Consider the following 23,007-nt stretch of genomic DNA (forward strand, 5'->3'; position numbering starts at 1 on the left):
CACGGGGATGGCTGGTCAGCCCTCAGTACGCCACCGCGCACGGCGGATCACCGCCCACTTTTGAGCAGCGTCGGTAGAGCCGGGCGGTCCCTGGGGAACCGTTTGCTCGAACGATTGCGAACAGGTGCGTGAATACGCCCGGTATTCCTACGACAGCCGCGATCAGCCCCTAAACTCTTGGTCTTCGGCTCCGGGCCGATCATGGTCGGACCGTCGCCAACCCAACTGAAGGAGCGTGTATGACTGTCGCGGAATTCATCGGGATCAACCTCGACTGTCCGGACCCCCCTGCCCTCGCCGAGTTCTACGCCACGCTCACGGGCGGCAAGGTCACATACAGTGCGCCGGAGGGAGCCGCCATGTCCGTGGAGGGCGGGCCCACCATGCTGTTCCAGCGCAAGGAGAACCACAGCCCGGCGTCATGGCCCGACGGAGAACCCTCGAAACAGTTCCACCTGGACTTCTACGTGGACGACCTGGACACGGGCGAGGCCTCAGCGGTCGCCGCGGGCGCCACGAAGGTCTCGTTCCAGCCGGGTGACGGCAAATGGCGCGTCATGGCCGACCCGGCGGGGCACCTGTTCTGCATCTGCCCTCGTAGCTGAGAGCCGGCCCCGGCGAAGCCGACGGGGCTGAGAGGCGTCTAGCACCTGGCCGAAGGCGCAGTCCACCATCATCCAGCACTCCGGGGGCTGCGTCGACGGCGGTGCGGTTACCCGTCCTGACGGGCACGCGACGGCGGCGGCGACCTCACGGTTCTGTCGTGCCGTGGTGGTGATGCCGTGCTTCGCCGGTGCACACCAGCTCAGAGGCGTGGAGCCGGTCGGCCAGGACGCGGGCAGCGGCCCGGATGATGACGTCGGAGGAGCTGACCACCGTGTTGGCCAGTGCACCGACCAGTGCTGCTCCGCGAGCAGGCCGGCCTCATTCCACGCCGACGTCGTCGTGAGCACAGCCCCGAAACCGGAGGGGCGGCAGCGCGCGGCGCCGGAGTGCCGGCGCGGGGCCGTCGAACGCAGAAGCTTCCCCGGCCGCGGCCACACCGCGGAACTCCACATCACCGACAAGGGGCACGACTACTGGAGGCCGCCGGCAAACGCGCCTGGGCGTCATCGGACAAAAACCTGAGCCTGTACTAGACGGCGAGCAACTCACCGCTCTGACCGGCCTGTTGTTGTCCGCACTCTCCGCGCACCAGCCAGGCTCGACCAGCACTCCGTCGAAGCCCCGTAACCGGGCCTGAACCACCGCTTCGCGCAGGGAGTAAGCCGTTCGCGGCACACCCAACAGCGCCAGGTGCCTCACGCCGGGACTTCCTCCGGCTCTGCTTGGAGGAAGCGCCTGATCTGCTCGGCGATTCGCTCCACGTCGGGCCGCGATGTAGTAGTCAGTGCCCTCCGGCAACGACGCCCGGCAGCGCGGGGGCCCACGCCTCACCCGTGACGCGGACGACTCGGCCCGGGCGCTCCACGTGGACCGCTTTGTCTGATCCACCGGTTGGACGGGCGGCCGTGTGCCATCAGGGCGCGGGGTCCACCAAGGCCCTGAAACAGGGGTCGAGCAGCTCGATGATCCGCTCCGGCCGAGTGTCGCGCAGCGGTCCCAGCTCGAGCAGGTGCTTGCCGACGACGACGCCCAGGTTGGCCATGATCAGCAAGGCGGCCCGCAGCTCGGCGTCCTCCCCTTCCACGACCGCGGACACCTGCTTGATCTGGCGGTCGAACGTCTCGCGCATCTCGGCCGCCATGTCCGGATGCGTGAGCATGGAACGGAGCATGGCCAGCGAGGGGGCGGGCATGCCCGCAAGTTTCACGCCGAGGCCTGCCATGAGCTGCGCGATGAGCGGGTCTGCGGACTCAGGGGCGGACCCCGCGGCGTCGAGCCGGACCACCTGCCTGAAGAGGTTCTCCTTGTTGCCGAAGTACTGCATCACCAGCGCGGGGTCGACCTTGGCCGCTCTGGCGATGACTCGGATCGTCGCACGGTCGTAACCGAGCTCGCCGAACGACTGACGTGCGCAGTCCAGGATGCGCTGTTCGGTCAAGCGGCGTCGCTCAGCTCGCGAGAGCGGGGGCTCTTCGGTACTCACACCATCGATTCTAACCGCTTCGCTCAACACAAGTTGACCCTGAGCGGCGCTTGACTCTACGCTCGTTGAGTGAACGCCCGGCCGGCAGTCTCCCGCTCCGGCCTGTCGGCGTCGGCGACAGTGCGCAGCCCCATCGCCCCTGTCCTCCAAGGAGCAGCATGTCCAACCAGAACACCATCGGCTCGCCGCCCGCGAAGGACGAGCCGAGTGCATCGGGGCAGTCGGCGACCGCGCCGTCACAGCCGAACCGCCCCGCTCTCGCCCTCACGGTCATCGTGACCTGCTACCTCATGGTGGCCATCGACTCCACGATCGTGAACATCGCGTTGCCCAGCATCCAGGAAGCGTTGGGCTTCTCCCCCGTCGGCCTGTCGTGGGTGATCAACGCCTATCTGCTGGCCTTCGGCGGCCTTCTGCTGCTTGGCGGCCGCATGGGCGACATGTTCGGCCGACGCCGGGTGCTGGTCGTGGGCACCGTGATCTTCACTGCCTCGTCACTGCTCGGCGGCATCGCCGACGCGCCGTGGCTGCTGGTCACGGCCCGGGCGTTGCAGGGAGTGGGCGCGGCGATGGCTGCGCCGGGCACTCTCGCCCTGATCGCCAGCAACTTCGAGGAGGGCGCGCCCCGCAACCGGGCGCTGAGCATCTACTCCGCCACCGCGGCCACCGGAACCTCGCTCGGTCTGATCCTGGGCGGCATCCTCACCTCCCTGGCGTCGTGGCGGTGGATCCAGTTCGTCGACGTGCCCATCGGTCTCGCGGTGGCAGTGCTCGCCCCCATGTGCATCCGGGAAACCCCCTCGCACTCGGGCCGCTTCGACTTCGTCGGGACGATCACCGGTACCGCCGGTGTCACGGCCCTGGTGTACGGGCTCATCCGGGTGCCCTCCGAGGGCTGGGGCAACGCGGTGTCATTGACCTGCTTCGCCGCCGCCGTGGTCCTGCTCGTTTCGTTCCTGGTGGCCGAGCGCCGAGCCGCCCAGCCCATCGTCCCGTTCCAGCTGTTCTCGGAGCGCACCCGCACGGCCGCCTACACCAACATGCTGATGTTCACGGCGACCATCCTCAGCCTGTTCTACTTCCTCAGCCAATTCATCCAGAACGTCCTGGAGTTCTCCCCGATCCAGGCCGGCCTCGCCTTCCTGCCGATGACGCTGGGCATGTTCATCGTGGCCCGAGCGGTGCCGAAGATGCTGCCCAAGCACGGCGCGAAGCGGTTCATGGTGGCCGGAGCCCTGCTGATGACCGTCACGGCGATCTGGCTCAGCACCATCTCGGTCTCCGACAGCTACCTCACAGGCGTGCTCGGTCCGATGCTGCTCTTCGGCATCGGGGCGGGCTGTTGCCTGATGCCCACGAATGTGACGGTGCTCAGCGGCATTCCCCAGCAACTCGCCGGGGCGGCCTCCGGCGTGCTTCAGACGATGATGCAGCTGGGCGGTGCGCTGGGGCTGGCCATCCTGGTCACCGTGTACGGCACGTCCGCCGACGACGCCGCCGAACACGCCGGCACGGGCGTCGACGCGGTGCACCAGGTGGTGACGGCAGGGGTCCGCAGCGCCTTCACCGGCAGCATCGTCTTCGTCGGCTGTGCTCTGGCCGTCGCCTTGCTGGTGATCCGCGTACCCAAGCCCGCCGCCAAGGCGTGAGCACTCTCCCCCGGTGCTCCGCACCGCTGGGGCGTCCCTGTGACAGGGGCGCCCCAGCCGGCGTTTTCGGAACCGTGCGCGGTCGACCGACTTTAAGGGCGGCGCGAACACCTCCCGCAGAGCGGCGTACGGCACCGGCAGCAGAGCCACCTCAGTGAACTCACCGGCCGGATCGGTCAGCGGGACCATGCCGATGTGCCCCTTGGTGACCCCGCCGCTGCCCAGGGTCGTGGAGGTGACCTGGCCGCCCACCGCCCGGTGCGGCGCCTGCTGCGCGTCCACGCCGGTCGCCCGGCTGATCAACCCGTGCAGGGCCTGCTCGGCGGCCTGGACGACCGGCCTGTCCAGCTCGCGCAGGACGAGGGTGCGCATCGTGCGCGTGGTGACTCCACGCAGTGCGGGACTGTCGGCGCGGCTGAGCCGGTCGAGCTTCTCGACGACCATCACGGAGGCTCCGGCCAGCCCGAGTTCGGCTGCCAGGAACAATCCGACGGGCCCTCCTCCGACGACCACCACATCGACGTCGACCTTCATGGCAGCGGCATCCACGATGCCCCTCACTCCCTTCCTGACTGTCCTCGCGTCCTTGATGTCCTCGGACCCGCCGCATCCCTTCGGCCGATGCCCTTCAGGCGGCGGTCAAGCGCTCGAACGCCGCATGCAGGTAGCCCGCGAGCACCGACGGACTGGGGTGCTCGAAGATCTCCGAGAGCGGCAGCTCGATGCCCGTGACCTCGACGAGGCTGCTGCGTAGTTCGAAGGCCGTGAACGAAGTGAGCCCCAGCTCCACGAAGGCCACGTCCTCGGGCACCGCGTCGATGGTGCTGTGCCCGAGCGCGAACGCCGTGCTCCTGCGCACCAGCGACAGCAGCGCGCTCCGGCGTGCCTCTGCCGGCAGTCCGGTCATATGCGTGGTGAGCCGGTTGTTGCCGTCCACGGTGCCGACACCGTGGTCCCCCGATGCCGGGTCGAACAGGTCGCGCAGCAGCGGATGATTCCGGCCTCCAGCTGTTTCGGTTCCGGTTGTGGGGTGATCTCGGGTTCGGGTTCGGTTGGCGTGGTGGTGAAGAGCTCGGCCATGGAGGCTCGGACAGGTAGCGGCGGTCGAAGACCTGCCATTCGTCGTGGAGTTCGGCCAGCACCGCGTGCAGGCGTTCAGCGGAGCCTTCAACTGGTACCGAAACATCCAGCGGGTCAACGAAACTGCTCGCGCCCTTCCGACGGCACCCACCGTGACCGTTCAACCGAACGATTGAACCCGGAGACAGCCTTCGGATGACGCGGAACAACGCGGTTCATCGGCAGGATTGGTGCGCCGCCTCGTACGGAATCTGGCGGCGGAACCACCAGGAGGACCCCCACGATGCCCAGTAACTTCAGCAGGCGGCGGCTGCTCACCACCGGAGCCGGTGTCGCTCTCGGCGGTGCCGCCGCGGCCGTCGCGACCAACGCTCAGGCGGCTGACCCCGTCGGCGCCCCGCTGGCGGGTGTCCGCGAGGAGACTCGCTCCCTCGACGAGCTCTACGAGGCGGCCATCGCCGAAGGCGGCAAGCTCGTCCTTTACCAGGGCGGGGACGTCGACGCCCAGGCAGCCGGGCTACGGACCGACTGGGCCGCCCGCTTCCCGAAGATCCCGCTGACGGTCTCCGTGGACTACAGCAAGTACCACGACGTCCGCGTGGACAACCAGCTCGCGACCGACACCCTGGTCCCCGACGTCGTCCAGTTGCAGACGCTCCAGGACTTCACCCGCTGGAAGCGCGAGGGCAAACTGCTGCGCTACAAGCCCGCAGGCTTCTCACAGATCCACAAGGGCTTCAAGGACCCGGACGGCGCGTGGACGGCGCTGTTCGTCATCGCCTTCAGCTTCATGTACGACATCCAGGCGGCCGGGGCGAACGCGCCCAGGACGCCACTGGACCTGCTCGACGAGCGCTGGAAGGGCGCCATCGCCTCCTCCTACCCGAACGACGACGACGCGGTGCTGTACCTCTACTCCCTTTACCAGCAGAAGTACGGCTGGGACTGGGTGGCGAGGTTCGCCGCGCAGCAGCCCCAGTTCGCCCGGGGCACGAACACCCCGGGCGCCGCGGTCAACGGCAAGACGAAGACCATCGGAGTGGGCGCGGGGGGCAGCGCGGTCTCCACGTCGACAACGGTGAAGTGGGTCCTACCGACCGGCGACCATCCCTTCATGGCCTGGGGGCAACGGGCCGCGATCCTGAAGAAGGCGGCGCACCCTGCCGCCGCCAAGCTGTACGTGAACTGGCAGCTCTCCGAGGAGCGCCAGGCGGCCAGCCGCAACGGCTGGTCGGTGCGGACGGACGTCACGCCGTACGCCGGCCTGAAGCCGGTGTGGGAGTTCCCGAACGCCCACGTCGACGGCTTCCCCAGGTTCATGGAGGACCGCGCCGCGGCCGAGCGGCTGCGGCAGACGTTCTCCCTCTACTTCGGCGAGGTCAAGGGCGACCCGTCGCCGGGCTGGCCCGGTCTGCACCCGGGGAGCTGACGTCAGCGCGGGCACGGCACCACCGGGGCGTTTACAGCGATCAAACAGGTCACGGCTTAGACTTCTTGACCTGTTGTCACCTTCGCCCGGCCCGCCCCAGGGAGCCGCAGCCGTGCCCGTCACCGCGCTCGCCGTACGCCGGCCATCCGGCTCCGCACGGAATCTCCCACACCTGGTGTTCCTGGTCGCCGTGGTCGGCACCCTCGTGCGGCTCTTCGAGCTGAACCACGAGCTGTGCTGGCACATCGCGCCGCCCACGGCCGCGCTGGCCCTGCTGTACGCGGCCGGGCTGGCCTGGTGGGACCGGCTGGAGCGCTGGGCGCGACCGGCCTGGCTCGGTCTCCTCCTGCTGCTGTGGTCCTGGGTGGCCTGGAGCCTCCCGGCACAGCTCACCTTCGGGTACGCGTGGCTGGCCGTACCGCTCGCCGTCCTGGCACTGCGCATGCCCACTCGCGCGGCACGGGCCACGGCGCTCGGTGTCCTCACCGCACTGCTGGTCTCGGCCCTTCAGCGAGCCGGCGGCGGCTTCGACCCCGATGTGCTGGCTCCGCCGGTCACCGCCCTGTGGGCGACCGTACTCCTCTACCGCGCCCAGCAGCGGCTGACCCGCGAACTCGCCACCACACGAGGCGAGTTGGCGCGACAGCAGCGAGAGGCCGGGCGGCTCGGCGAACGAGCCCGCATCGCGCGGGACCTGCATGACACACTCGCCCAGGAACTCTCGGGCAGCCGCATGCTGCTCCAGGCCGCCGACCGGGACTGGGACCGTCGCCCCGACGTCGCCCGACGGCAGGTGCGGGCCGTGACCGGAGCTCTCGGCGAGCATCTCGCGCAGACCCGCGGCATCATCGACGACCTCACCCCACCCCTGCTCGCGCGAGACGGCCTGGAGGCGGCGCTGCGCGACCTGTGCACCCGCACCGGCTCCGCCGTCGGCACGCCCACGATCACCTTCCGTACCGAACACGAGCCCTGCTCCCTGCGGACAGATCAGGCCGTGGCCCTGCTGCGGGTGACACAGAGCGTTCTGGCCAACGCGTGCGAACACGCGCGGGCCCAACACGTACGCGTCACTCTGGCCTACGGCGACGCGGCGACCGCGGCCGTCGAGGTCCTGGACGACGGAGTGGGATTCGACTCGATGGCGCTACAGCCCACCGGCAACGGTCGCGGATTCGGACTGGCCGCGGCGCGTGACCGACTGGGTGTGTTCGGCGGCACCTTCCGCATCGACAGCACGCCCGGACACGGCACCCGCGTACGGGCGGCCCTGCGAGCCGAGGACCGAGTCCCGGTGGGCACGCGATGAGCGAGACCTCCAGCCCGTCGCTGCGGATCGTGATCGTGGACGACCACACGGTCGTACGGGCCGGCCTGCGCGCCCTCCTCTAGAGCGAACCCGGCTTCACCGTCGTCGGCGAGACCGGCGACGGTACCGACGCTGTGCAGCAGGTGGAACGACTCGGCCCCGATGTGGTGCTGATGGACCTCCGGCTGTCGGACACCGGCGCGGCAGGCAGCGTCATCGACGGCATCGAGGCGACCCGCCGGATCCTGGCCACCCCCACCCCTCCCCGAGTCGTCATACTCACAAGCCATGGCCACCAGGCCGACGTCCTGCGAGCTGTGGAGGCCGGAGCGCGCGGATACGTCCTCAAGGCGGGGCCGCCCGAGGAATTGTTCCGCGCCGTACGCGCCGCGGCGGCCGGAGGCATGGCGCTGGCACCGGAGGCCGCGGCACAGTTCGTCGGCGATCCGACCGCGCCGGGCCCACTGCTGAGCGAGCGCGAGATCGAGGTCGTCCGGCTCCTGGCTCATGGACACAGCAACCGGACGATCGCCGGCACCCTGTATCTGGCTGAGGCCACGGTCAAGACCCATCTGGTCCGCATCTACCGCAAGCTCGGCACGGGAAACCGCGCCGGCACCGTCACAGAAGCGGTCCGACTCGGCCTGATCGAACTCAGCTGAGCCTGACCTGGCACCGTCCTCAGCGGACCCTCAACCGCCGGACGGAACGAGTCGTGAGTCGGCCCCAGTCCGTACATCCCGCAGTAGTGAGCCGGCACGCGCAGCGAAACGGCACGGGCGGCCGTGGTCGGCGGCGGTGAGGTGGGCGGCGACCGCCGCGGCAGGCCCACCGAAGGAGCCGGTCGTCATGACGGGTTCTCCGTATAGGGGCAGGCTTTCCGGTACGCCTGCCCCCGACTGGAACAGCAAGACACCCTCAGGACGGCGCGAAGATCACGTGGGGTGTCGGGAGGGGCTCTTCGCCGACCATGGACGGCGAAGAGCCCGAGAGGCTGTCTCCCCCAACCCCTCCCCTGCCGAGTCGCCCTCACATCCCCGCTCACACTCGCCGCTCGCGGTCAGGTCTCTCCGTCCGCCGTGGCGGTGAGCCCAGTCGGCGGCTTCGGCATCGGTCAGGAGGAGCGCCTGGTCTGGTGGGCGGTGCCGTCCTGGACGACGTGGACGCGGCCCGGGTGCCGCCGTGCTTCGGGGCGGGGCCGGCTATCGGGGCGAGGCGCTGCCAGGTGTCGGCCGTGACCCGCGCGAGGGAGACCGCGTTGTACCAGAAGGGCCGTGCGGGTGTGGAGAGTTGGGTGACGCCTTCCGTCCAGTCGGCGGTGAAGCCATTCTTCGCGCCCATCTTTACGAGAGCGTTCTGTAACGACGTTGGGGTCGGCGAGCGGAGGGGGTTGAGTCCGGTGCCGAGTGCGGCGCCAAGGTTCGCGTGGCGGGGGCCTGCGGTCCGGGTGTGGAGGAGCACTCGGTCGTCGTCGGTGGCCGGGGAGAAGTTGCCCCAGTCGTGGTAGCACTTGGCGCTGATATCGCGGTACCCGCACCTTCCAGAACCTGCGCCTGTTCGGGCAGTTGATGGTCCGCGAGAACATTCTCGTCGCGCTCGACCGCACCCGGCCCCGGACACACGCCTCCTGCGCCGAGACTGCGAGCGGTCGTACGACTTCGGGCGAGCGCAACGGGTGCGACGACGGGACGTCCCGTGGCACGGGCCGGTCGGGCCGGCCCGAGACCAGGACGCGCACGCCGGGCGGCGGGTTCGCGGGGAGCAGCGCCGCGATGCTGTGCTCGCCGGGGCCCGCCGTCACACCCCGATCCTCGTCCAGCCCGTCCACGACGAGCGCCAGCCGCTCGCCCGCCTGGGCGCAGGACGCGGCGGCAGCCTCCAGCAGCCGGTGGAAGACACCGGCGGGGGCCGCCTCGGCCGACAGGTCGGGCATCGGCTGCCCGGCCGCCTCGACGACCACGCGCAGAAACGCCGTCCAGTCGCTCTGACCGAACCAGCGGGCCGTGACGAAAAAGGAGACGAGCCTGACGCCGGATGCCGGACGAACCACGCCATGAGCGCGGACTTCCCGGCCCCCGCGGGGCCCTGCCACCACTGGTACGCGGGACCCTCCGCCGCCTTGCAGAAACGGGCTAGTTCAGCCAGCTCGTCCTCGCGGCCCACGAGGTCCAGGGGAACACCTGCTCCACCTGGTACCGGTAGGACGAGCGCGCGGTCGCGGCGGGCCGACTCAGGTACACATCGCCGACCAGCACTCCGGTGACGGCAAGGCCGCCGGGTTCCGCGTGAGCGTCCCCGGAGTTGCGGACCTGGGCCTTCACGAGTCGGGAGTCCGTCACTTCCCCCTGCCCGTCAGACGTGTCCGCGCCCTCACTCGAGCCTGGCCCCGGTATCGGCGTCACCGCCGCCGGACGCGTCGGCTTCGCCGGAGTCCTCCACCCGGACCTCCGACGGCAGCGAGCCGCCCTGCGCCACGACTCCGGTGTTCGCGCGCCCGCCGGGTCCGGCGACGGCCCGTCCGGTGCCCGACACCCGCAGCACCGCCGGACGCGGTCGCACGGAGTCCGACCCGCCCGCTGCGAGACCCGCCCACACGCCGATCCCGACGGCGGCCACTCCGGCTAGCGCGGACACCGCAGAAGCGATCTTGTCGGCGTCGTCCCAGCGGAGCACGGCGAACACGGCCGCCAGCACCGCCACCACGCCCGACGTCACCAGGATCGTCACCCGCCGCCCGCTCATCCCGGCCACCTGCCCCTGCCGTCCAGACCGCCGTGCCGGGCAAGTCGAAGGCGCCTGGCGGGAACAGATCGTTCCGCAGGCGCCTTCGTCGCGTGGACCGCGGTGCCGCCCGTGCCTCAGCGGTGCCGTCGCCGTCAGGTGTCACCCAACACTGCAGCAGTCCCAACACCGTGGCTGCAGCGTCGTGTGCCGGCGCTCGTCGTACTGCCACCGGGGGCACGGTAGGGCTCTCATGATCGGGGATACCCACCCGATCGCCGACGACCGCCGTGCAGCAACGGGCCTGTTAAGGCTCAGGCATTCCAGCCGGGCCGCCCACACCCATTGACGGACGCTCCTACCACGGCGAGTCGCGACAGGCTCGCAGATCAGGGTGGCCATGGGGAGGACCACTGGCTGGTTGCCGACTGCCACGGCGGCAACGCTCCCGCCATAGAGCCGTCACGGTGACAGGAACGTGAGACACGAGCCCCCACAGGAAGCAATAAAGACCCTCCGACCTGGGCATTTGACTTGATCACCAGAATCTACCCCCATCATAACGTCACGTACGTCCTGTACATTTTTTACGGACAGCCTGCTGCGAGGAGGGGTACGCCATGGCCCGACCCACCGCCCGTTACGTCCTGCCCGAGTTCCACGAGCGCACGAGCTCCGGGCACCAGACGATGGATCCGTACTCGAAGCTGCTGGAGGAGCGGATCGTCTTCCTCGGGACCCGGATCGACGACGTCTCGGCGAACGATGTGATGGCGCAGTTCATGTACCTCGAGTACCAGGACCCGGACCGGGACATCTCGCTGTACATCAACTCCCCCGGCGGCTCGTTCAGCGCGATGGCGGCGATCTACGACACGATGCGGTACGTCAGCTGTGACGTGGAGACGACTTGCCTGGGGCAGGCCGGCTCCTCCGCGGCCGTGCTGCTGGCCGCCGGCACCCCGGGCAAGCGTTCCGTGCTGCCGGGTGCCCGGGTGGTGATCCACCAGCCCGCACTGAGCGAGCCGGTCCAGGGGCAGGCCAGCGATCTGGCCATCCAGGCCGACGAGCTGATCCGGGTGCGAGCCCGCCTGGAGGAGATGCTCGTCCGGCACACCGGGCGCAGCCCCGAGCAGGTGAGCGTGGACATCGAGCGGGACAAGATCCTGGACGCGCAGGGCGCCCTGGACTACGGCCTCGCGGACGCGATCGTCCCGAGCCGCAAGTCCTCGCGCACCACGCCGGACGCGAGGTGAGCCGTACATGGTGCCGGACCTTCCACCGCTGCCCGCGCTCACGCGCGCCGAGGGCGAGCTGATCGACCGTTATCTCGACGTGGTCGACCTGCTGGGCCGGATCAACCCGGCCCGGCGCGAGGACACCTATGGCGGACTGCGCGCGGCGCAGGCGCTGGTGAGCAGGGCGGCCGAGCTGCGCGACGCGCTCGTGGTGATGCACGGCCGCGGTGAGCGCGAACTGCACGCCGCGACGCTGGCACGAGCGCTTCGGGTGCTGGACGGCGAGCGGCGCACGTCCCGGGTCACCGTCCCGCCCGAACCAGGCAATTGACGCACCGACAGTGTTCCCGGGCGTCCCGCGGTCCGACGGGGCGTCCGGGGGGCCTTTGAAACGGACCAAACGACGTACCACCATTTGCAGGAGGCGCGGCTCCTTTTTCACGACCCCCCAAGTTGCGCAACACGCGTAGCACGGGAGCGGAATGAGGAGTTTCTGTGCTGGTCCGGGGGCCTGCGAGGCCCTCGACACCCCTCCGTTCGAAGAGGTGTCCACCCGAACGGGTGAGTGGTGAGTAACAACACAAACCCCCGGTTCCGTTGGGTTTTTGGGACATCCGTGCGCCAAGATCCCGTCTGACGACAAGCCCCCGCCGCAGCGGCGGGGCGGTCCGGGCGGACGCCGAGTCCTGCCGCCGCCCGGATGACCGGTCGACAGAAGTGGATCGGCAGGAGTGGAGGACCCAGGCACGACGGGTCGCCGGGACGGTCACGCCATGACCGGGTCGAGCAGCCCTTGGGGTGAAGCCGCGTCAGCGGCCGGGCAACTTCGCCAGCCCGAATCCGACAGGTCATCCTTCACAGGCGGCTGACGAAGGGTTGCGCATGACTGCGCTCAATCGTGTCCCGTCGCTGATGGTCCGGGCCGGTACGGCCTCGGCCTTCGCCATCGCCGCCGTGGGCGGCTCCGTCGTGGTCCCGGGTGTCGCAGCCGACGCCGCCGCCGCGACGCCGGCGACGAAGGCACTCAAGGTCGCGGCTTCCAAGAAGGGCTCGCCGTACAGGTACGGCGCCACGGGGCCCCACCGCTTCGACTGCTCAGGGCTCACGCTGTACTCGTTCAAGAAGGCGGGCAAGAAGCTGCCTCGTACGGCGGCCCAGCAGTACAACAAGACCCGCCATATCTCCTCAGGCAGCCGCAAGGCCGGCGACCTGGTGTTCTTCCATTCGGGTTCGAACGTCTACCACGTCGGCATCTACGCCGGGAAGGGAAAGATCTGGCACGCCCCGAAGACCGGGGACGTGGTGAGGCTGCAGAAGATCTGGACGAAGAGCGTCTGGTACGGCCGGGTCAAGTGACGCCCCCGAGGGGGTGGCGGCGACCTGACCTCCCGCCGCCCCCTCGGGTCTCCCGGCACGCGTGACACGGGCTCAGGTGGTTACCCGTGGCGGCATGGCCGACCACCGCCCGTGCACCGCCCGCAACGAGACGCCGCTGGAGCGCGCCGACCGCAACTTCGGCGAGCTGCTCCAGGAACTGCGCGTCACCCAGACCGGGGTGCAGATCCTCTTCGCCTTTCTGCTGACCCTGGCCTTCACCCAGCGCTTCCCGTCCCTCGACACCTTCCAGCGCGCCACGTACGTCACCACACTGCTCTTCGCGGTACTCGCGGCGGCCCTGTTCACCGCGCCGGCCGCCCTGCACCGCTCGCTCTTCCAGCGCGGCGCCAAGGCCCGCATCGTGCAGGTCTCGTCCCGGCTCGCCACGGTCGGCATGGGGGTTCTGGTGCTCGCCTTCACCGGGTCGGTGCTGCTCGTGGTGGACGTGACGACGGGCCGGGCCGGCGGAGTGGCCGCGGGCGCGGCGACCCTGCTGGTGTGCCTGGGCCTGTGGGGGCTGCTCCCCCGGCTGGTCCGGCGGGCGGGGCTCACCGAGGAACGCAGGACGGCACAGCCGCATCCGGCGCCTCCGTCGGCGACGCGTGAGGTGGTCAGGCCGCGAGCAGCGGCTCGGCCAGGAGCATCACCCCGAGAGCCGTCAACGCGCCCGCGGTGACCCCGGTGACCGCCCGGGCCGCCCGCGGCCGGCGCAGCCACCGCCCCAGCCGGTCCACGAGCACGGCCACCGCCGAGAACCACACCAGCGCGAGAACGACCACGATCAGGGCGAGCAGCAGCGTCCTGGGCAGCGTGGAGCTCCCCTGGGGCACGAACTGCGGCAGCAGGCTGAGGAAGGTGATGGGGACCTTGGGGTTGAGCGCGTTGGTGACGAACCCCTGCCGCAGGGGGCGCAGCGCCGCGCCGGCCTCGACGACGGTCTCCGTGCGTGTCCGCCGCAGCTCCAGCAAGGTCCGTACACCCAGGTACAACACATAACCCCCACCCAGCAGTTGAAGCGCCCGGAACAGCGCGGGCACGGCCGTGAGCACCGCGGCGACCCCGGCCACCGCGAGCGCCGTGTGGACCAGTAGCCCGCCCACGACGCCGAGCGCGCAGGCGACCCCGGCCCGGCGGGAGACCAGGGCGTTGCGTACGACAACGGTGAAGTCGGCGCCCGGCATGGCGACCATGCCGGCGGCGACCCCGGTGAAGGCGATGATCTGTCCGTCCATGCGGACCAGCCTGCCGCGGGCGAGCCTTCAGCAGGTATGTCGGATAATCTGGGTTTCCCTTAAGCACTCCTTTAGGCAGGCCTCGGTATGTACGACCCGGTCCGGCTCGCCGCCCTGGTCGCCGTCGCGGAGGCGGGCTCGATCACCCGGGCCGCCGAGCGCCTCGGCTATACCCCGCCCGCCCTCTCCCAGCAGCTGGCCAAGCTGGAGCGGGAGGCGGGTACCGCTCTTCTCGTACGTCATCACCGCGGCGCGCGGCTCACCGGTGCGGGTGAGTTGCTGGTGGCGCGGGCCCGCCGGGTGCTGGACGAGCTGGACCGGGCCCGGCATGAACTCGCCCGGCTGACCGGCCTGGCGGGCGGCACGCTCAGGCTGGGCACCTTCCAGACGGCGGGCATTCAGCTGCTGCCGCCGGTGCTGAGCGCGTTCCGCCGGGCGTACCCGGACGTGGAGCTGTCGGTCGCCTTCCACGACCCCCCGGACGGGATCACCGCGGTGGCGGCCGGCGAGATCGACCTGGCGCTGACGCACGCCTACGAGCCGGGCGAGGCCCCCTCCCTCCCGGCCACCCTGAGCGCGGAGCCGCTGCTGACCGAGGAGCTGGTCCTCGTGACGGCTCCCGGGCACGCCCTCGCGGACGGCTCGACGCGGCTGCCGCTGGCGGAGCTCGCCGGTGAGCCGCTGATCAGCATGGCGCCGGATCACCCTGCCCGGCGGGAGGTGGAGGCGGTGCTGGCCCGATCAGGGGCCACGCCGTCGGTGCTGGTGGCGACCCCGGGATACGCCCTCGTGTGCGCGCTGGCCAGCGCGGGGCTGGGGGTCGGGGTGGTGCCGGAGATGGTGGCGCGGACGGCGGCCACTCCGGTGGGCACGCGGCTGCTGGAGGCCGGCGCGTTGGGCCGTACGATCTCGGTTGTCCACCGGGCCGGCGAGGCGGCACCCGCGGCGGACGCCTTCCGGGCGCTGCTGCGGGGGGCGTTCGGCCGCGCACGGCCGGTATGAGCTCTCCTACGGCTCCTGCTGCCCCGCCGCCGTGACCGGCTGCACCGGAACCGTCCACGGGAGTTCGATGGAGACGGTCTTGCCGCCTTCCCGGGTGGGCCTGACTCTCAGCTTGCCGCCGTACTCGGCGGCGAGCCAGCGGATGATCACCATCCCCCGTCCGTTGTCCTGCTGGACCGCGGCCGGGAGGCGCTTGGGGAAGCGGGGGTGGCTGTCGGTCACCCCGATGCGCAGTTGTTCGTCTCGGTCCAGCTCGATGTCCACCGTGAAGGTGGGTGACTGCCCGAAGGTGTGCTGTACGGCGTTGGTGGTGAGTTCGGAGACGATGAGCCGGACGGTCTCGGCGGCGTCCGTGGTGGACGGCAGCCCCCACTCCGCCAGTGTGCTCAGGACGTAGGTGCGGGCCGCGGAGACCGAAGCGGGTTCGCTCGGCAGGGTGACGGATGCTTCCAGGTGGTCTGCCATGGCGACGTCGTCCCTTTCCGACGGGACCGAAGCCCGACACGGTGCGGATGGTTCGAGTACGGTCCCGGACTGGTGGTTCTTCGTCAGAGTGCCATTACCGGGGCCGTGACGAGTGCCGATCCACCAAGATGTGCATATATCTGTCGCTCAAAGCGGTGAACTCTGCGACGCGAGACCGTATTTGGGCGGCTCGTAAGGAGTAAGGAGTAGCCCCATGCAGCACGGTCCCGCGGTGCGCCGCCGGAAGCTGGGCGCCGAACTGCGCGCGCTGCGCACGAGTGCGGAGCTCACCAGCGGTGAGGCGGCCCGGCTCGTGGGCTGGCACCAGTCGAAGGTGAGCCGCATCGAGACCGGTGCCAGCGGGGTGAAGCCGGCCGATGTGCGGCTACTCCTCGACGCCTACCGCGTGGCGGACGCGAACCTGCGGGAGCTGTTGCTGGTATTGGCGGGTTCCGACGAGAGCGGTGGCCGGCACCACTGGTGGCACGCGTACCGCGGTGTCCTGCCGCCGACGTACCGGGACTTCATCAGTCTGGAGTCCCAGGCGAGCGCGATGCGCACGCTGGAGACCTCGGTCGTGCCCGGGCTGTTGCAGACGCCCGAGTACGCCCGCGCGGTGACCCGGGCCGCGGTGGACGGCCTCGACGAGGAACGTCTCGACGCGCTGGTCGAGGTCCGGCTGGCCCGGCAGGACATCCTCCGAGCGCAGCCGCCACTGGAGTTGAGCGCCGTGCTCGACGAGGCGGTGCTGCGGCGGGAGGTCGGCGGTCCCGAGGTGATGGCCCGGCAGCTGAAGAGGCTCCTGGAGGCGGCGCGGCTGCCTCAAGTGCGGCTGCAGGTACTGCCGTTCACGGCCGGGGCGCATGTGGGCATCACCGGGCCTTTCGTAATCTTGTCATTTTCGCGCACTTCTGATCTGGATGTGGTTGTTCTCGACCACTTGACGAGTAGCCTCTATCTCGAGCGGAAAGAAGACCTCCAGGCCTACACCGAGGCCTTCAACACCCTTCAGATCCACGCCCTTTCGCCCGAGGACTCGTTGGATTACCTCGCCGTGATAGGTGGCCGCGCGTAAGGAGGCACCATGTCCGCACTGCCTCGGAACGTCATCTCCAGTACCGAACTACCCGAGGTGCGCTGGCTGCGCAGCAGCTACAGCACCGGAGCGAACAACTGTGTCGAGACGGCGAGGCCGTCGGCCGGGCCATGTGCCGGGCTGCTCGCCGTACGCGACTCCAAGAATCCGGACGGACCCGCGCTGCTCTTCTCCCCCGAGAGCTGGGCGGGCTTCACGGCCGCGTTCTGACCGTCAGTCCACCAGAAGCACGGCCGTGTCACGCCGACTCATGGTCGTGTTTCGCCGATCACACGCACAGCGCGTTCGATCTGCTCCTCGGAGAGGTCCGCGCGGGCGGTCAGCCTGAGCCGTGAGATGCCGTCGGGCACGGAAGGGGGCCGGAAACAGCCCACGAAGAGCCCGGCGGCACGGCAGTCGGCCGCCCATTGAACGGCCTCCTCCGCGGAGGGCGCGCGCACCGAGACCACCGCGGCGTCCGGACGTACCGCTTCCAGACCCGCGGCGGTCAGGCGTGCGTGCAGTCCGGTCGCCACCTCGCGCGCGCGTGCGGCCCGCTCGGGCTCACGGCCGAGCAGCCGCAGGGCCGCGAGGGCGGCTCCCGCCGACGCGGGGGCCAGGCCGGTGTCGAAGATGAACGTCCGCGCCGCGTTGACCAGGTGCTCGACGACCCGTGCGGGGCCAAGGACGGCTCCGCCCTGACTGCCGAGCGACTTGGACAGCGTGACCGTGACGACCACGTCGTCGGCGCCCGCGAGTCCCGCGGCGTGCGGGGCCCCGCGGCCGCCGGCGCCGAGCACACCCAGGCCGTGGGCGTCGTCGACGACCAGGCCCGCGCCGTGCTCCCGGCACGCCCCGGCGAGGCCGGCCAGGGGTGCCGCGTCGCCGTCGACCGAGAAGACCGTGTCGGACACGGCGACGGCGGGCCCGTCGTGCGTACCGAGTGCCTTGCGCACCGCGTCCGGATCGGCGTGCGCGACGACCTGGGTCGTACCGCGGGCCAGCCGGCAGCCGTCGATGAGTGAGGCGTGGTTGCCCGCGTCGGAGACGATCAGCGAGCCGTGCGGCGCGAGCGCGGTGACGGCGGCCAGGTTCGCCGCGTATCCGGAGGAGAAGACGAGCGCCGCCTCGAAGCCGCAGAAGTCGGCCAGCTCGCGTTCGAGTTCGCCGTGCAGCTCGGTGGTGCCGGTGACGAGCCGGGACCCGGTCGCACCGCCGCCCCAGGTCCGCGCGGCCGCCGCGGCGCCCTCGACGACCTCGGGATGGCGGGCCAGGCCCAGGTAGTCGTTGCTCGCGAGATCGAGCAGCGGCGAGTCGGCCGGACGCGGCCGCAGGGTCCGTACGAGTCCGGCCTGCCGGCGCGCCGCCGCCTGCTCGTCGATCCAGCCGAACGCCATGGGTCCTCCGGGACTTTTGTAGACAACGGACAGACCCTAGCGGCAGCAAACGCTACCCACGGTGTGGCAATACCCACACGTCACAGCGGGTGTGTTGTGCGATCCCTACCTTGGCCCGGGGCGGGTCCGTACGACAGGATCGGCTCTCATGGACCTGCTGAACACGCTGGTGGACAAGGGGCTTCGGCGCGAGCTGCCGACCCGCGAGGAGGCGCTGGCCGTGCTGGCCACGTCCGACGACGAACTGCTCGATGTGGTGGCCGCGGCCGGGAAGGTGCGCCGGCACTGGTTCGGACGGCGGGTGAAACTCAACTATCTCGTCAACCTGAAGTCCGGACTGTGCCCCGAGGACTGCTCCTACTGCTCCCAGCGGCTCGGCTCCTCGACCGGCATCCTGAAGTACACCTGGCTCAAGCCGGACGAGGCCTCCAAGGCCGCGGCGGCCGGCCTCGCGGGCGGCGCCAAGCGGGTCTGTCTGGTGGCCTCCGGGCGCGGCCCGACCGACCGTGACGTGGACCGGGTCGCGGGCACCATCAAGGCGATCAAGGACCAGAACGAGGGCGTCGAGGTGTGCGCCTGTCTCGGTCTGCTCTCCGACGGCCAGGCCGAGCGGCTACGCGAGGCGGGCGCGGACGCCTACAACCACAACCTCAACACGTCCGAGTCGACCTACGGCGACATCACGACCACGCACACCTACGCCGACCGGGTCGACACCGTGAACAAGGCGCACGCGGCCGGGCTGTCCGCCTGCTCGGGCCTGATCGCCGGCATGGGCGAGAGCGACGAGGACCTGGTCGACGTCGTCTACTCGCTGCGCGAGCTGGACCCCGACTCCGTTCCGGTCAACTTCCTGATCCCGGTCGAGGGCACCCCGCTGGCCAAGGAGTGGAACCTCACCCCGCAGCGCTGCCTGCGCATTCTGGCGATGGTCCGCTTCGTCTGCCCGGACGTCGAGGTACGCATCGCGGGCGGCCGCGAGGTACATCTGCGCACCATGCAGCCCCTCGCTCTCAACCTCGCCAACTCAATCTTCCTCGGCGACTACCTCACCACCGAGGGCCAGGCCGGCAAGGCCGACCTGGAGATGATCGCCGACGCCGGCTTCGAGGTGGAGGGCGCGGGCGAGGTGACGCTGCCGGAGCACCGGGTGACCGGCGGTTGTCACGAGAGCGCGGACTGCGGGTCGCACGCGGGCGGCGGGGTATGCGGTACGGCCGCCTCGGCCGCGCCGACGGTGAGCGAGCCCCGTACGGATCTGGTCGCCGTACGCCGCCGAGGCGCCGGAACGGATCTCGCGCCCAATGCCTGATCTGCCCGGCCTGCCGGTGACGGAGTTGCTGGCGCTCGACCGGCGGCACGTGTGGCATCCCTACGGTCCGATGCCCGGCCGGGCCGACCCGCTCGTCGTGGAGTCGGCGAGCGGGGTGCGGTTGCGGCTCACCGAGGGCCCCGAGCTGGTGGACGGCATGTCCTCCTGGTGGTCGGCGATCCACGGCTACAACCACCCGGTGCTGAACGAGGCGGCTCGGGAGCAGCTCGGGCGGATGAGCCATGTGATGTTCGGCGGGCTCACCCACGAGCCCGCCGTCCGGCTCGCGAAGCTCCTTGTCGACATGTCTCCGGACGGCCTTGAGCATGTCTTCCTCGCCGACTCGGGGTCGGTGTCGGTCGAGGTCGCGGTGAAGATGTGCCTGCAGTACTGGCGCTCGCTGGGCCGTACGCGCAAGCAGCGCCTGCTGACCTGGCGCGGCGGCTACCACGGTGACACCTGGCAGCCCATGTCGGTGTGCGACCCCGAGGGCGGGATGCACGAGCTGTGGTCCGGGGTCCTGCCCCGCCAGGTGTTCGTGGACGCTCCTCCTGCCGAGTACGAGGAGTCGTACGCCGATCGGCTGCGTGCGGCGATCGGGCGGCACGCCGACGAGTTGGCCGCGGTGATCGTGGAGCCGGTGGTGCAGGGTGCGGGCGGGATGCGGTTCCACTCCCCCGCGTATCTGCGGGTGCTGCGCGAGGCGTGCGACGCGCACGACGTGCTGTTGGTGTTCGACGAGATCGCGACCGGATTCGGGCGCACGGGCGCCCTGTTCGCCGCGGAGCACGCCGCGGTCACGCCGGACGTGATGTGTGTGGGCAAGGCGCTGACCGGCGGCTATATGACGATGGCGGCGACCCTGTGCACGCCTCGCGTGGCCGACGGCATCTCACGGGGCGAGGTGCCGGTACTGGCCCACGGCCCCACCTTCATGGGCAACCCGCTCGCCGCGTCGGTGGCCTGCGCCTCGATCGGACTGCTGCTCGGGCAGGACTGGCTCGCGGAGGTCAAGCGGATCGAGGCCGGACTGCGGGAGGGGCTGGAGCCGGCTCGTGAGCTGCCTGGCGTGCGGGACGTACGGGTGCTGGGCGCCATCGGGGTCGTCCAGCTGGACCACGACGTCGACATGAAGGCCGCGACCGAGGCCGCCGTACGCGAGGGCGTGTGGCTGCGGCCGTTCCGCGACCTCGTCTACACGATGCCGCCGTACGTCACGGGAGACGAGGACGTGGCACGGATCGCGCGTGCGGTGTGCGCCGCCGCTCTGGAGGGATGACATGCCGGTACTGGTGATCACGGGGACGGGCACGGAGGTCGGCAAGACCGTCGCCACGGCCGCTGTCGCCGCCGCGGCGCTCGCCGCCGGACGGACGGTCGCCGTCCTCAAGGCCGCGCAGACCGGCGTACGGCCGGACGAGCCCGGGGACGCCGACGAGGTGGCGCGGCTCGCGGGTGCCGTGACGAAGGCCGAAGTCGCCCGCTATCCCGAGCCGTTGGCCCCGGCCACGGCCGCTCGGCGGGCCGGTCTGAAGCCGGTGCGCCCTCATGAGGTCGCCGAGGCCGCCGCCGAACTGGCCACCGAGCACGACCTGGTGCTCGTGGAGGGGGCCGGCGGGCTGCTCGTCCGCTTCGACCATGAGGGCGGGACACTGGCCCACGCGGCGGAGCTGCTGCGGGCGCCGGTCCTGGTCGTGGCGTCGGCGGGCCTGGGCACGCTGAACACCACGGAGCTGACGGCCCGTGAACTCCGCCACCGCAAGCTGGACCTGGCGGGTGTGGTGATCGGCAGCTGGCCCGGCTCCCCCGATCTCGCCTCGCGTTGCAACCTCGCGGACCTGCCGGACGTGTCCGGGGCTCCGCTGCTCGGCGCCCTGCCGGCCGGCGCCGGCCGGCTGGCCCCGGCCGACTTCCGTGCCGCGGCGCCGGGGTGGCTGGCACCGCGACTGGACGGAACGTGGGACGCGGAGGCGTTCGGGATGCGTGAGGCTCCCTGAACCACCCCCGGTGAGCTCTACGACGTCGGCTGCGTCCCGCACACCGGCATGAACAACGACTACGGCGTCTACGATCCGGTGCGCTACTTCGTGCGGTGAGCGTCCGCAGGGATGCGACGGGGTTCCGCGGGGGACAATTGCGGTGAGGTCAGTCCTGTCCGGTGAGGGAGACTGCCATGGCGCCGCGGTCCGCAGGTTCCGGCAAGGTGTCGCGGGACCCCGTTCACCATCCGCTGTTCGCCCGGTACTACGCCCGGGTCAGTGTCACCGCCGAGAGCAGGTGGGGCATGGCCGGGGTGCGTGAACGGCTGCTCACCGGGCTGTCCGGGCGGGTGATCGAGATCGGCGCGGGCAACGGCCTGAACTTCTCGCACTATCCCGGCACCGTCTCCGAGGTCGTGGCGATCGAACCGGAGCGCCGGCTCAGGCAGCTGGCGGTGGAGGCCGCCCTGCGCTGCGAGGTGCCGGTCGACGTGGTGCCCGGCGCCGCGGAGGCGCTGCCCGTCAAGAGCGAGGCCTTCGACGCCGTGGTGATCTCTCTGGTGCTGTGCAGTGTGCGCGATGTGCCGCGCGCACTCGGCGAGGTGCGCCGGGTGCTGCGGCCCGGCGGGGCCGTGCGGTTCTTCGAGCACGGCAGGGGCGGCGGCCCGGCGATGCGCTTCACCCAGCGCGCCCTGGACCGCACGGTGTGGCCCGCGCTGAACGGCGGCTGCCATCTGGCCCGCGAGCCGGTCGCCGCGCTGCGCGACGCGGGGTTCGAACTCGGCCCCTACCGAAGCGTGCTGATGCCGGAGAAGGGGCCCACGCTGCCTACGTCCTTCTGCGTGCTGGGCACCGCCTGGCGGCCACCGTCGGCTCAGCGCTGATCACAGGGTCCACCTCTGCAGCTCGCGCGCGATGTCGTGCAACGAGGCGTCGCCCTTCTTGGCCACCTTGGCGAGGTCACGGACGAGCTCGGGCGAGGTGACGACCCTGAGTCCGCTCGCGACGAGATAGGCGTACCCGACCGCGCACGCGAAGAGCGCGTTGGTGCGCTCCAGCGCCGGGACATGGATGAGCAGTTGCAGCAGCGCGGCGGCGCGCAGATGCGGGCTGTCGTAGACGGGGATGTCGAATATCTCGGCCTGGTGCCGTGCCACGGCGGCGACCAGGGCGCCCCAGTCGATGACCTGGGGGTCACCCGGGGTCTTCTGCTCGGCGAGCATCAGAAGCCAGGCGAGATCGATGTGCAGATCGCTCAACGAGTCTCGTGATCCTTGCCGAACTCCTCCGCGAAGACGGATTCGTACTGCTTCATGAAGTCGGCCGCGGCCTCCACGAAGGCCTGGCCCGCTTCACCGGTGTCCTTCATGACCAGCTCCTCGATGTAGCGGTTGACGCTCACGCCACGGGCGAGGGCACGTTCACGGGCGGCGCGGGCGGTGCCCTCGTCCACCCGCACGTTCAACTGAGTCTTCGCCATGGTTTGAAGCTAGCGCCGAAACGCTAGCACCCGCAAGGGGGGTCCACCCTCGGGTGGAATGTGTCCCTTACATCGGTATCGGGGGCGCGACCTGGGGTGGAGACCGTCTCGACCGCACGGGGGATACCGGGTGTGGGGTGGATCACATTACGCTCGGCCGGATGGGACCAGCC

The 23,007-nt window shown here is 70.5% G+C and carries 25 protein-coding genes, 3 pseudogenes and 1 riboswitch; of the genes and pseudogenes, 17 read left to right on the plus strand and 11 right to left on the minus strand.

Annotated elements, in window-relative coordinates; all coding sequences use genetic code 11:
- Positions 1-239 precede the first annotated feature (239 nt).
- Positions 240-605, plus strand: a complete 366-nt coding sequence (locus QF027_RS08045; protein ID WP_306984748.1) for a VOC family protein — start codon at positions 240-242, stop codon at positions 603-605.
- A 914-nt stretch (positions 606-1,519) separates the two neighbouring features.
- Here QF027_RS08045 and QF027_RS08050 read toward each other — a convergent pair.
- The gene (locus QF027_RS08050) at positions 1,520-2,089 is read right to left on the minus strand and encodes a TetR/AcrR family transcriptional regulator (protein WP_306984746.1); all 570 of its coding nucleotides are present in this window, start codon (positions 2,087-2,089) and stop codon (positions 1,520-1,522) included.
- A 158-nt stretch (positions 2,090-2,247) separates the two neighbouring features.
- Here QF027_RS08050 and QF027_RS08055 point away from each other — a divergent pair, with 158 nt between their 5' ends.
- A complete protein-coding gene (locus QF027_RS08055) occupies positions 2,248-3,738 on the plus strand; it encodes an MFS transporter (RefSeq protein ID WP_307073666.1) in 1,491 nt (496 codons plus the stop codon).
- Between the two features lie 363 nt (positions 3,739-4,101).
- On the opposite strand, the pseudogene QF027_RS49560 reads toward QF027_RS08055, so the two are convergent.
- The 3 genes and pseudogenes from QF027_RS49560 to QF027_RS50015 all read right to left on the minus strand — a co-directional run.
- Positions 4,102-4,272, minus strand: a pseudogene (locus QF027_RS49560) (FAD-dependent oxidoreductase); the annotation flags it as partial.
- A gap of 94 nt (positions 4,273-4,366) precedes the next feature.
- Entirely contained in the window at positions 4,367-4,675 is a 309-nt protein-coding gene (locus tag QF027_RS08065; protein WP_307073668.1) for an acyl carrier protein, read from the minus strand.
- A 68-nt stretch (positions 4,676-4,743) separates the two neighbouring features.
- Positions 4,744-4,883: pseudogene (locus QF027_RS50015) on the minus strand (IS256 family transposase); the annotation flags it as partial.
- Between the two features lie 218 nt (positions 4,884-5,101).
- Here QF027_RS50015 and QF027_RS08070 point away from each other — a divergent pair.
- The 4 genes and pseudogenes from QF027_RS08070 to QF027_RS08085 all read left to right on the plus strand — a co-directional run bounded on the left by QF027_RS08070 (position 5,102) and on the right by QF027_RS08085 (position 9,544).
- On the plus strand, positions 5,102-6,247 hold the full coding sequence (locus QF027_RS08070) for an ABC transporter substrate-binding protein (protein ID WP_307073670.1): 1,146 nt from the start codon (positions 5,102-5,104) through the stop codon (positions 6,245-6,247).
- A 112-nt stretch (positions 6,248-6,359) separates the two neighbouring features.
- On the plus strand, positions 6,360-7,556 hold the full coding sequence (locus QF027_RS08075) for a sensor histidine kinase (protein WP_307073671.1): 1,197 nt from the start codon (positions 6,360-6,362) through the stop codon (positions 7,554-7,556).
- Positions 7,553-8,218 (plus strand): annotated as a pseudogene (locus QF027_RS08080) (response regulator). The gene QF027_RS08075 and the pseudogene QF027_RS08080 overlap by 4 nt, the downstream one beginning before the upstream one ends.
- A 906-nt stretch (positions 8,219-9,124) precedes the next feature.
- A complete protein-coding gene (locus tag QF027_RS08085) occupies positions 9,125-9,544 on the plus strand; it encodes a hypothetical protein (RefSeq protein ID WP_307073673.1) in 420 nt (139 codons plus the stop codon).
- 144 nt (positions 9,545-9,688) lie between these two features.
- Here the strand turns inward: QF027_RS08085 and QF027_RS08090 are convergent, their stop codons facing one another.
- On the minus strand, positions 9,689-9,895 hold the full coding sequence (locus QF027_RS08090; protein WP_306984730.1) for a hypothetical protein: 207 nt from the start codon (positions 9,893-9,895) through the stop codon (positions 9,689-9,691).
- 31 nt (positions 9,896-9,926) lie between these two features.
- Positions 9,927-10,298, minus strand: a complete 372-nt coding sequence (locus QF027_RS08095; protein WP_307073675.1) for a hypothetical protein — start codon at positions 10,296-10,298, stop codon at positions 9,927-9,929.
- A gap of 599 nt (positions 10,299-10,897) precedes the next feature.
- Here QF027_RS08095 and QF027_RS08100 point away from each other — a divergent pair.
- From QF027_RS08100 to QF027_RS08115, 4 genes are all read left to right on the plus strand, one after another.
- Entirely contained in the window at positions 10,898-11,533 is a 636-nt protein-coding gene (locus QF027_RS08100; RefSeq protein WP_307073677.1) for an ATP-dependent Clp protease proteolytic subunit, read from the plus strand.
- A gap of 7 nt (positions 11,534-11,540) precedes the next feature.
- Complete coding sequence (locus tag QF027_RS08105) at positions 11,541-11,846, plus strand: hypothetical protein (protein WP_306984726.1); 306 nt, start codon at positions 11,541-11,543, stop codon at positions 11,844-11,846.
- Positions 11,847-12,260: 414 nt separating this feature from the next.
- A riboswitch (cyclic di-AMP (ydaO/yuaA leader) is annotated at positions 12,261-12,394 on the plus strand.
- Positions 12,395-12,397: 3 nt separating this feature from the next.
- Positions 12,398-12,871: a C40 family peptidase gene (locus QF027_RS08110; protein ID WP_306984724.1), complete on the plus strand. Its 474-nt coding sequence runs from the start codon at positions 12,398-12,400 to the stop codon at positions 12,869-12,871.
- 94 nt (positions 12,872-12,965) lie between these two features.
- A complete protein-coding gene (locus tag QF027_RS08115; RefSeq protein ID WP_307073679.1) occupies positions 12,966-13,568 on the plus strand; it encodes a DUF6328 family protein in 603 nt (200 codons plus the stop codon).
- Here the strand turns inward: QF027_RS08115 and QF027_RS08120 are convergent.
- On the minus strand, positions 13,504-14,124 hold the full coding sequence (locus tag QF027_RS08120; protein ID WP_307073681.1) for a LysE family translocator: 621 nt from the start codon (positions 14,122-14,124) through the stop codon (positions 13,504-13,506). The two genes, QF027_RS08115 and QF027_RS08120, sit on opposite strands and share 65 nt — an antisense overlap.
- Before the next feature lie 87 nt (positions 14,125-14,211).
- On the opposite strand from QF027_RS08120, the gene QF027_RS08125 reads away from it, so the two are divergent.
- Positions 14,212-15,126, plus strand: coding sequence for a LysR family transcriptional regulator (locus QF027_RS08125; RefSeq protein ID WP_306984719.1), 915 nt, complete (start codon positions 14,212-14,214; stop codon positions 15,124-15,126).
- Positions 15,127-15,132: 6 nt separating this feature from the next.
- Here QF027_RS08125 and QF027_RS08130 read toward each other — a convergent pair whose 3' ends face one another.
- The gene (locus tag QF027_RS08130) at positions 15,133-15,591 is read right to left on the minus strand and encodes an ATP-binding protein (protein WP_306984717.1); all 459 of its coding nucleotides are present in this window, start codon (positions 15,589-15,591) and stop codon (positions 15,133-15,135) included.
- A 214-nt stretch (positions 15,592-15,805) separates the two neighbouring features.
- Here QF027_RS08130 and QF027_RS08135 point away from each other — a divergent pair, with 214 nt between their 5' ends.
- Entirely contained in the window at positions 15,806-16,666 is an 861-nt protein-coding gene (locus QF027_RS08135) for a helix-turn-helix domain-containing protein (RefSeq protein ID WP_307073683.1), read from the plus strand.
- A gap of 9 nt (positions 16,667-16,675) precedes the next feature.
- The gene (locus QF027_RS08140) at positions 16,676-16,897 is read left to right on the plus strand and encodes a DUF397 domain-containing protein (protein ID WP_059207621.1); all 222 of its coding nucleotides are present in this window, start codon (positions 16,676-16,678) and stop codon (positions 16,895-16,897) included.
- A gap of 38 nt (positions 16,898-16,935) precedes the next feature.
- Here QF027_RS08140 and QF027_RS08145 read toward each other — a convergent pair whose 3' ends face one another.
- On the minus strand, positions 16,936-18,063 hold the full coding sequence (locus QF027_RS08145) for an 8-amino-7-oxononanoate synthase (protein WP_307073685.1): 1,128 nt from the start codon (positions 18,061-18,063) through the stop codon (positions 16,936-16,938).
- A gap of 148 nt (positions 18,064-18,211) precedes the next feature.
- Between QF027_RS08145 and bioB the strand changes: the two genes are divergently transcribed.
- From bioB to QF027_RS08165, 4 genes are all read left to right on the plus strand, one after another.
- Positions 18,212-19,375 (plus strand): biotin synthase BioB, encoded by a 1,164-nt coding sequence (bioB, locus tag QF027_RS08150; RefSeq protein ID WP_306984708.1) that lies wholly within the window; start codon positions 18,212-18,214, stop codon positions 19,373-19,375.
- A complete protein-coding gene (locus QF027_RS08155; RefSeq protein WP_307073688.1) occupies positions 19,368-20,654 on the plus strand; it encodes an adenosylmethionine--8-amino-7-oxononanoate transaminase in 1,287 nt (428 codons plus the stop codon). Before bioB ends, QF027_RS08155 begins: the two co-directional genes overlap by 8 nt.
- Position 20,655: 1 nt before the next feature.
- Entirely contained in the window at positions 20,656-21,372 is a 717-nt protein-coding gene (gene bioD / locus QF027_RS08160; protein ID WP_307073691.1) for a dethiobiotin synthase, read from the plus strand.
- A gap of 176 nt (positions 21,373-21,548) precedes the next feature.
- Positions 21,549-22,238, plus strand: a complete 690-nt coding sequence (locus tag QF027_RS08165) for a class I SAM-dependent methyltransferase (protein ID WP_307073693.1) — start codon at positions 21,549-21,551, stop codon at positions 22,236-22,238.
- Here the strand turns inward: QF027_RS08165 and QF027_RS08170 are convergent, their stop codons facing one another.
- On the minus strand, positions 22,239-22,613 hold the full coding sequence (locus QF027_RS08170) for a hypothetical protein (protein ID WP_057610595.1): 375 nt from the start codon (positions 22,611-22,613) through the stop codon (positions 22,239-22,241).
- Positions 22,610-22,834 carry a hypothetical protein gene (locus QF027_RS08175; RefSeq protein ID WP_007380443.1) on the minus strand — a complete coding sequence of 75 codons (225 nt, stop codon included), beginning with the start codon at positions 22,832-22,834 and terminating at the stop codon, positions 22,610-22,612. Before QF027_RS08175 ends, QF027_RS08170 begins: the two co-directional genes overlap by 4 nt.
- Positions 22,835-23,007 lie beyond the last annotated feature (173 nt).

The organism is Streptomyces canus, from assembly GCF_030816965.1.
Lineage (GTDB): Bacteria > Actinomycetota > Actinomycetes > Streptomycetales > Streptomycetaceae > Streptomyces > Streptomyces canus_E.

What these genes read in the sequence shown, in the direction of transcription:
- QF027_RS08155 (WP_307073688.1), top strand. Translation starts at nt 19,368, where the DNA reads ATGCCTGATCTGCCCGGCCTGCCGGTGACGGAGTTGCTGGCGCTCGAC.
- QF027_RS08110 (WP_306984724.1), top strand. Translation starts at nt 12,398, where the DNA reads ATGACTGCGCTCAATCGTGTCCCGTCGCTGATGGTCCGGGCCGGTACG.
- QF027_RS08055 (WP_307073666.1), top strand. Translation starts at nt 2,248, where the DNA reads ATGTCCAACCAGAACACCATCGGCTCGCCGCCCGCGAAGGACGAGCCG.
- QF027_RS08120 (WP_307073681.1), bottom strand. Translation starts at nt 14,124, where the DNA reads ATGGACGGACAGATCATCGCCTTCACCGGGGTCGCCGCCGGCATGGTC.
- QF027_RS08105 (WP_306984726.1), top strand. Translation starts at nt 11,541, where the DNA reads ATGGTGCCGGACCTTCCACCGCTGCCCGCGCTCACGCGCGCCGAGGGC.
- QF027_RS08165 (WP_307073693.1), top strand. Translation starts at nt 21,549, where the DNA reads ATGGCGCCGCGGTCCGCAGGTTCCGGCAAGGTGTCGCGGGACCCCGTT.
- QF027_RS08085 (WP_307073673.1), top strand. Translation starts at nt 9,125, where the DNA reads ATGGTCCGCGAGAACATTCTCGTCGCGCTCGACCGCACCCGGCCCCGG.
- QF027_RS08095 (WP_307073675.1), bottom strand. Translation starts at nt 10,298, where the DNA reads ATGAGCGGGCGGCGGGTGACGATCCTGGTGACGTCGGGCGTGGTGGCG.
- QF027_RS08175 (WP_007380443.1), bottom strand. Translation starts at nt 22,834, where the DNA reads ATGGCGAAGACTCAGTTGAACGTGCGGGTGGACGAGGGCACCGCCCGC.
- QF027_RS08125 (WP_306984719.1), top strand. Translation starts at nt 14,212, where the DNA reads ATGTACGACCCGGTCCGGCTCGCCGCCCTGGTCGCCGTCGCGGAGGCG.
- QF027_RS08100 (WP_307073677.1), top strand. Translation starts at nt 10,898, where the DNA reads ATGGCCCGACCCACCGCCCGTTACGTCCTGCCCGAGTTCCACGAGCGC.
- QF027_RS08140 (WP_059207621.1), top strand. Translation starts at nt 16,676, where the DNA reads ATGTCCGCACTGCCTCGGAACGTCATCTCCAGTACCGAACTACCCGAG.
- QF027_RS08070 (WP_307073670.1), top strand. Translation starts at nt 5,102, where the DNA reads ATGCCCAGTAACTTCAGCAGGCGGCGGCTGCTCACCACCGGAGCCGGT.
- QF027_RS08135 (WP_307073683.1), top strand. Translation starts at nt 15,806, where the DNA reads ATGCAGCACGGTCCCGCGGTGCGCCGCCGGAAGCTGGGCGCCGAACTG.
- QF027_RS08045 (WP_306984748.1), top strand. Translation starts at nt 240, where the DNA reads ATGACTGTCGCGGAATTCATCGGGATCAACCTCGACTGTCCGGACCCC.
- QF027_RS08115 (WP_307073679.1), top strand. Translation starts at nt 12,966, where the DNA reads ATGGCCGACCACCGCCCGTGCACCGCCCGCAACGAGACGCCGCTGGAG.
- QF027_RS08145 (WP_307073685.1), bottom strand. Translation starts at nt 18,063, where the DNA reads ATGGCGTTCGGCTGGATCGACGAGCAGGCGGCGGCGCGCCGGCAGGCC.
- QF027_RS08130 (WP_306984717.1), bottom strand. Translation starts at nt 15,591, where the DNA reads ATGGCAGACCACCTGGAAGCATCCGTCACCCTGCCGAGCGAACCCGCT.
- bioD (WP_307073691.1), top strand. Translation starts at nt 20,656, where the DNA reads ATGCCGGTACTGGTGATCACGGGGACGGGCACGGAGGTCGGCAAGACC.
- bioB (WP_306984708.1), top strand. Translation starts at nt 18,212, where the DNA reads ATGGACCTGCTGAACACGCTGGTGGACAAGGGGCTTCGGCGCGAGCTG.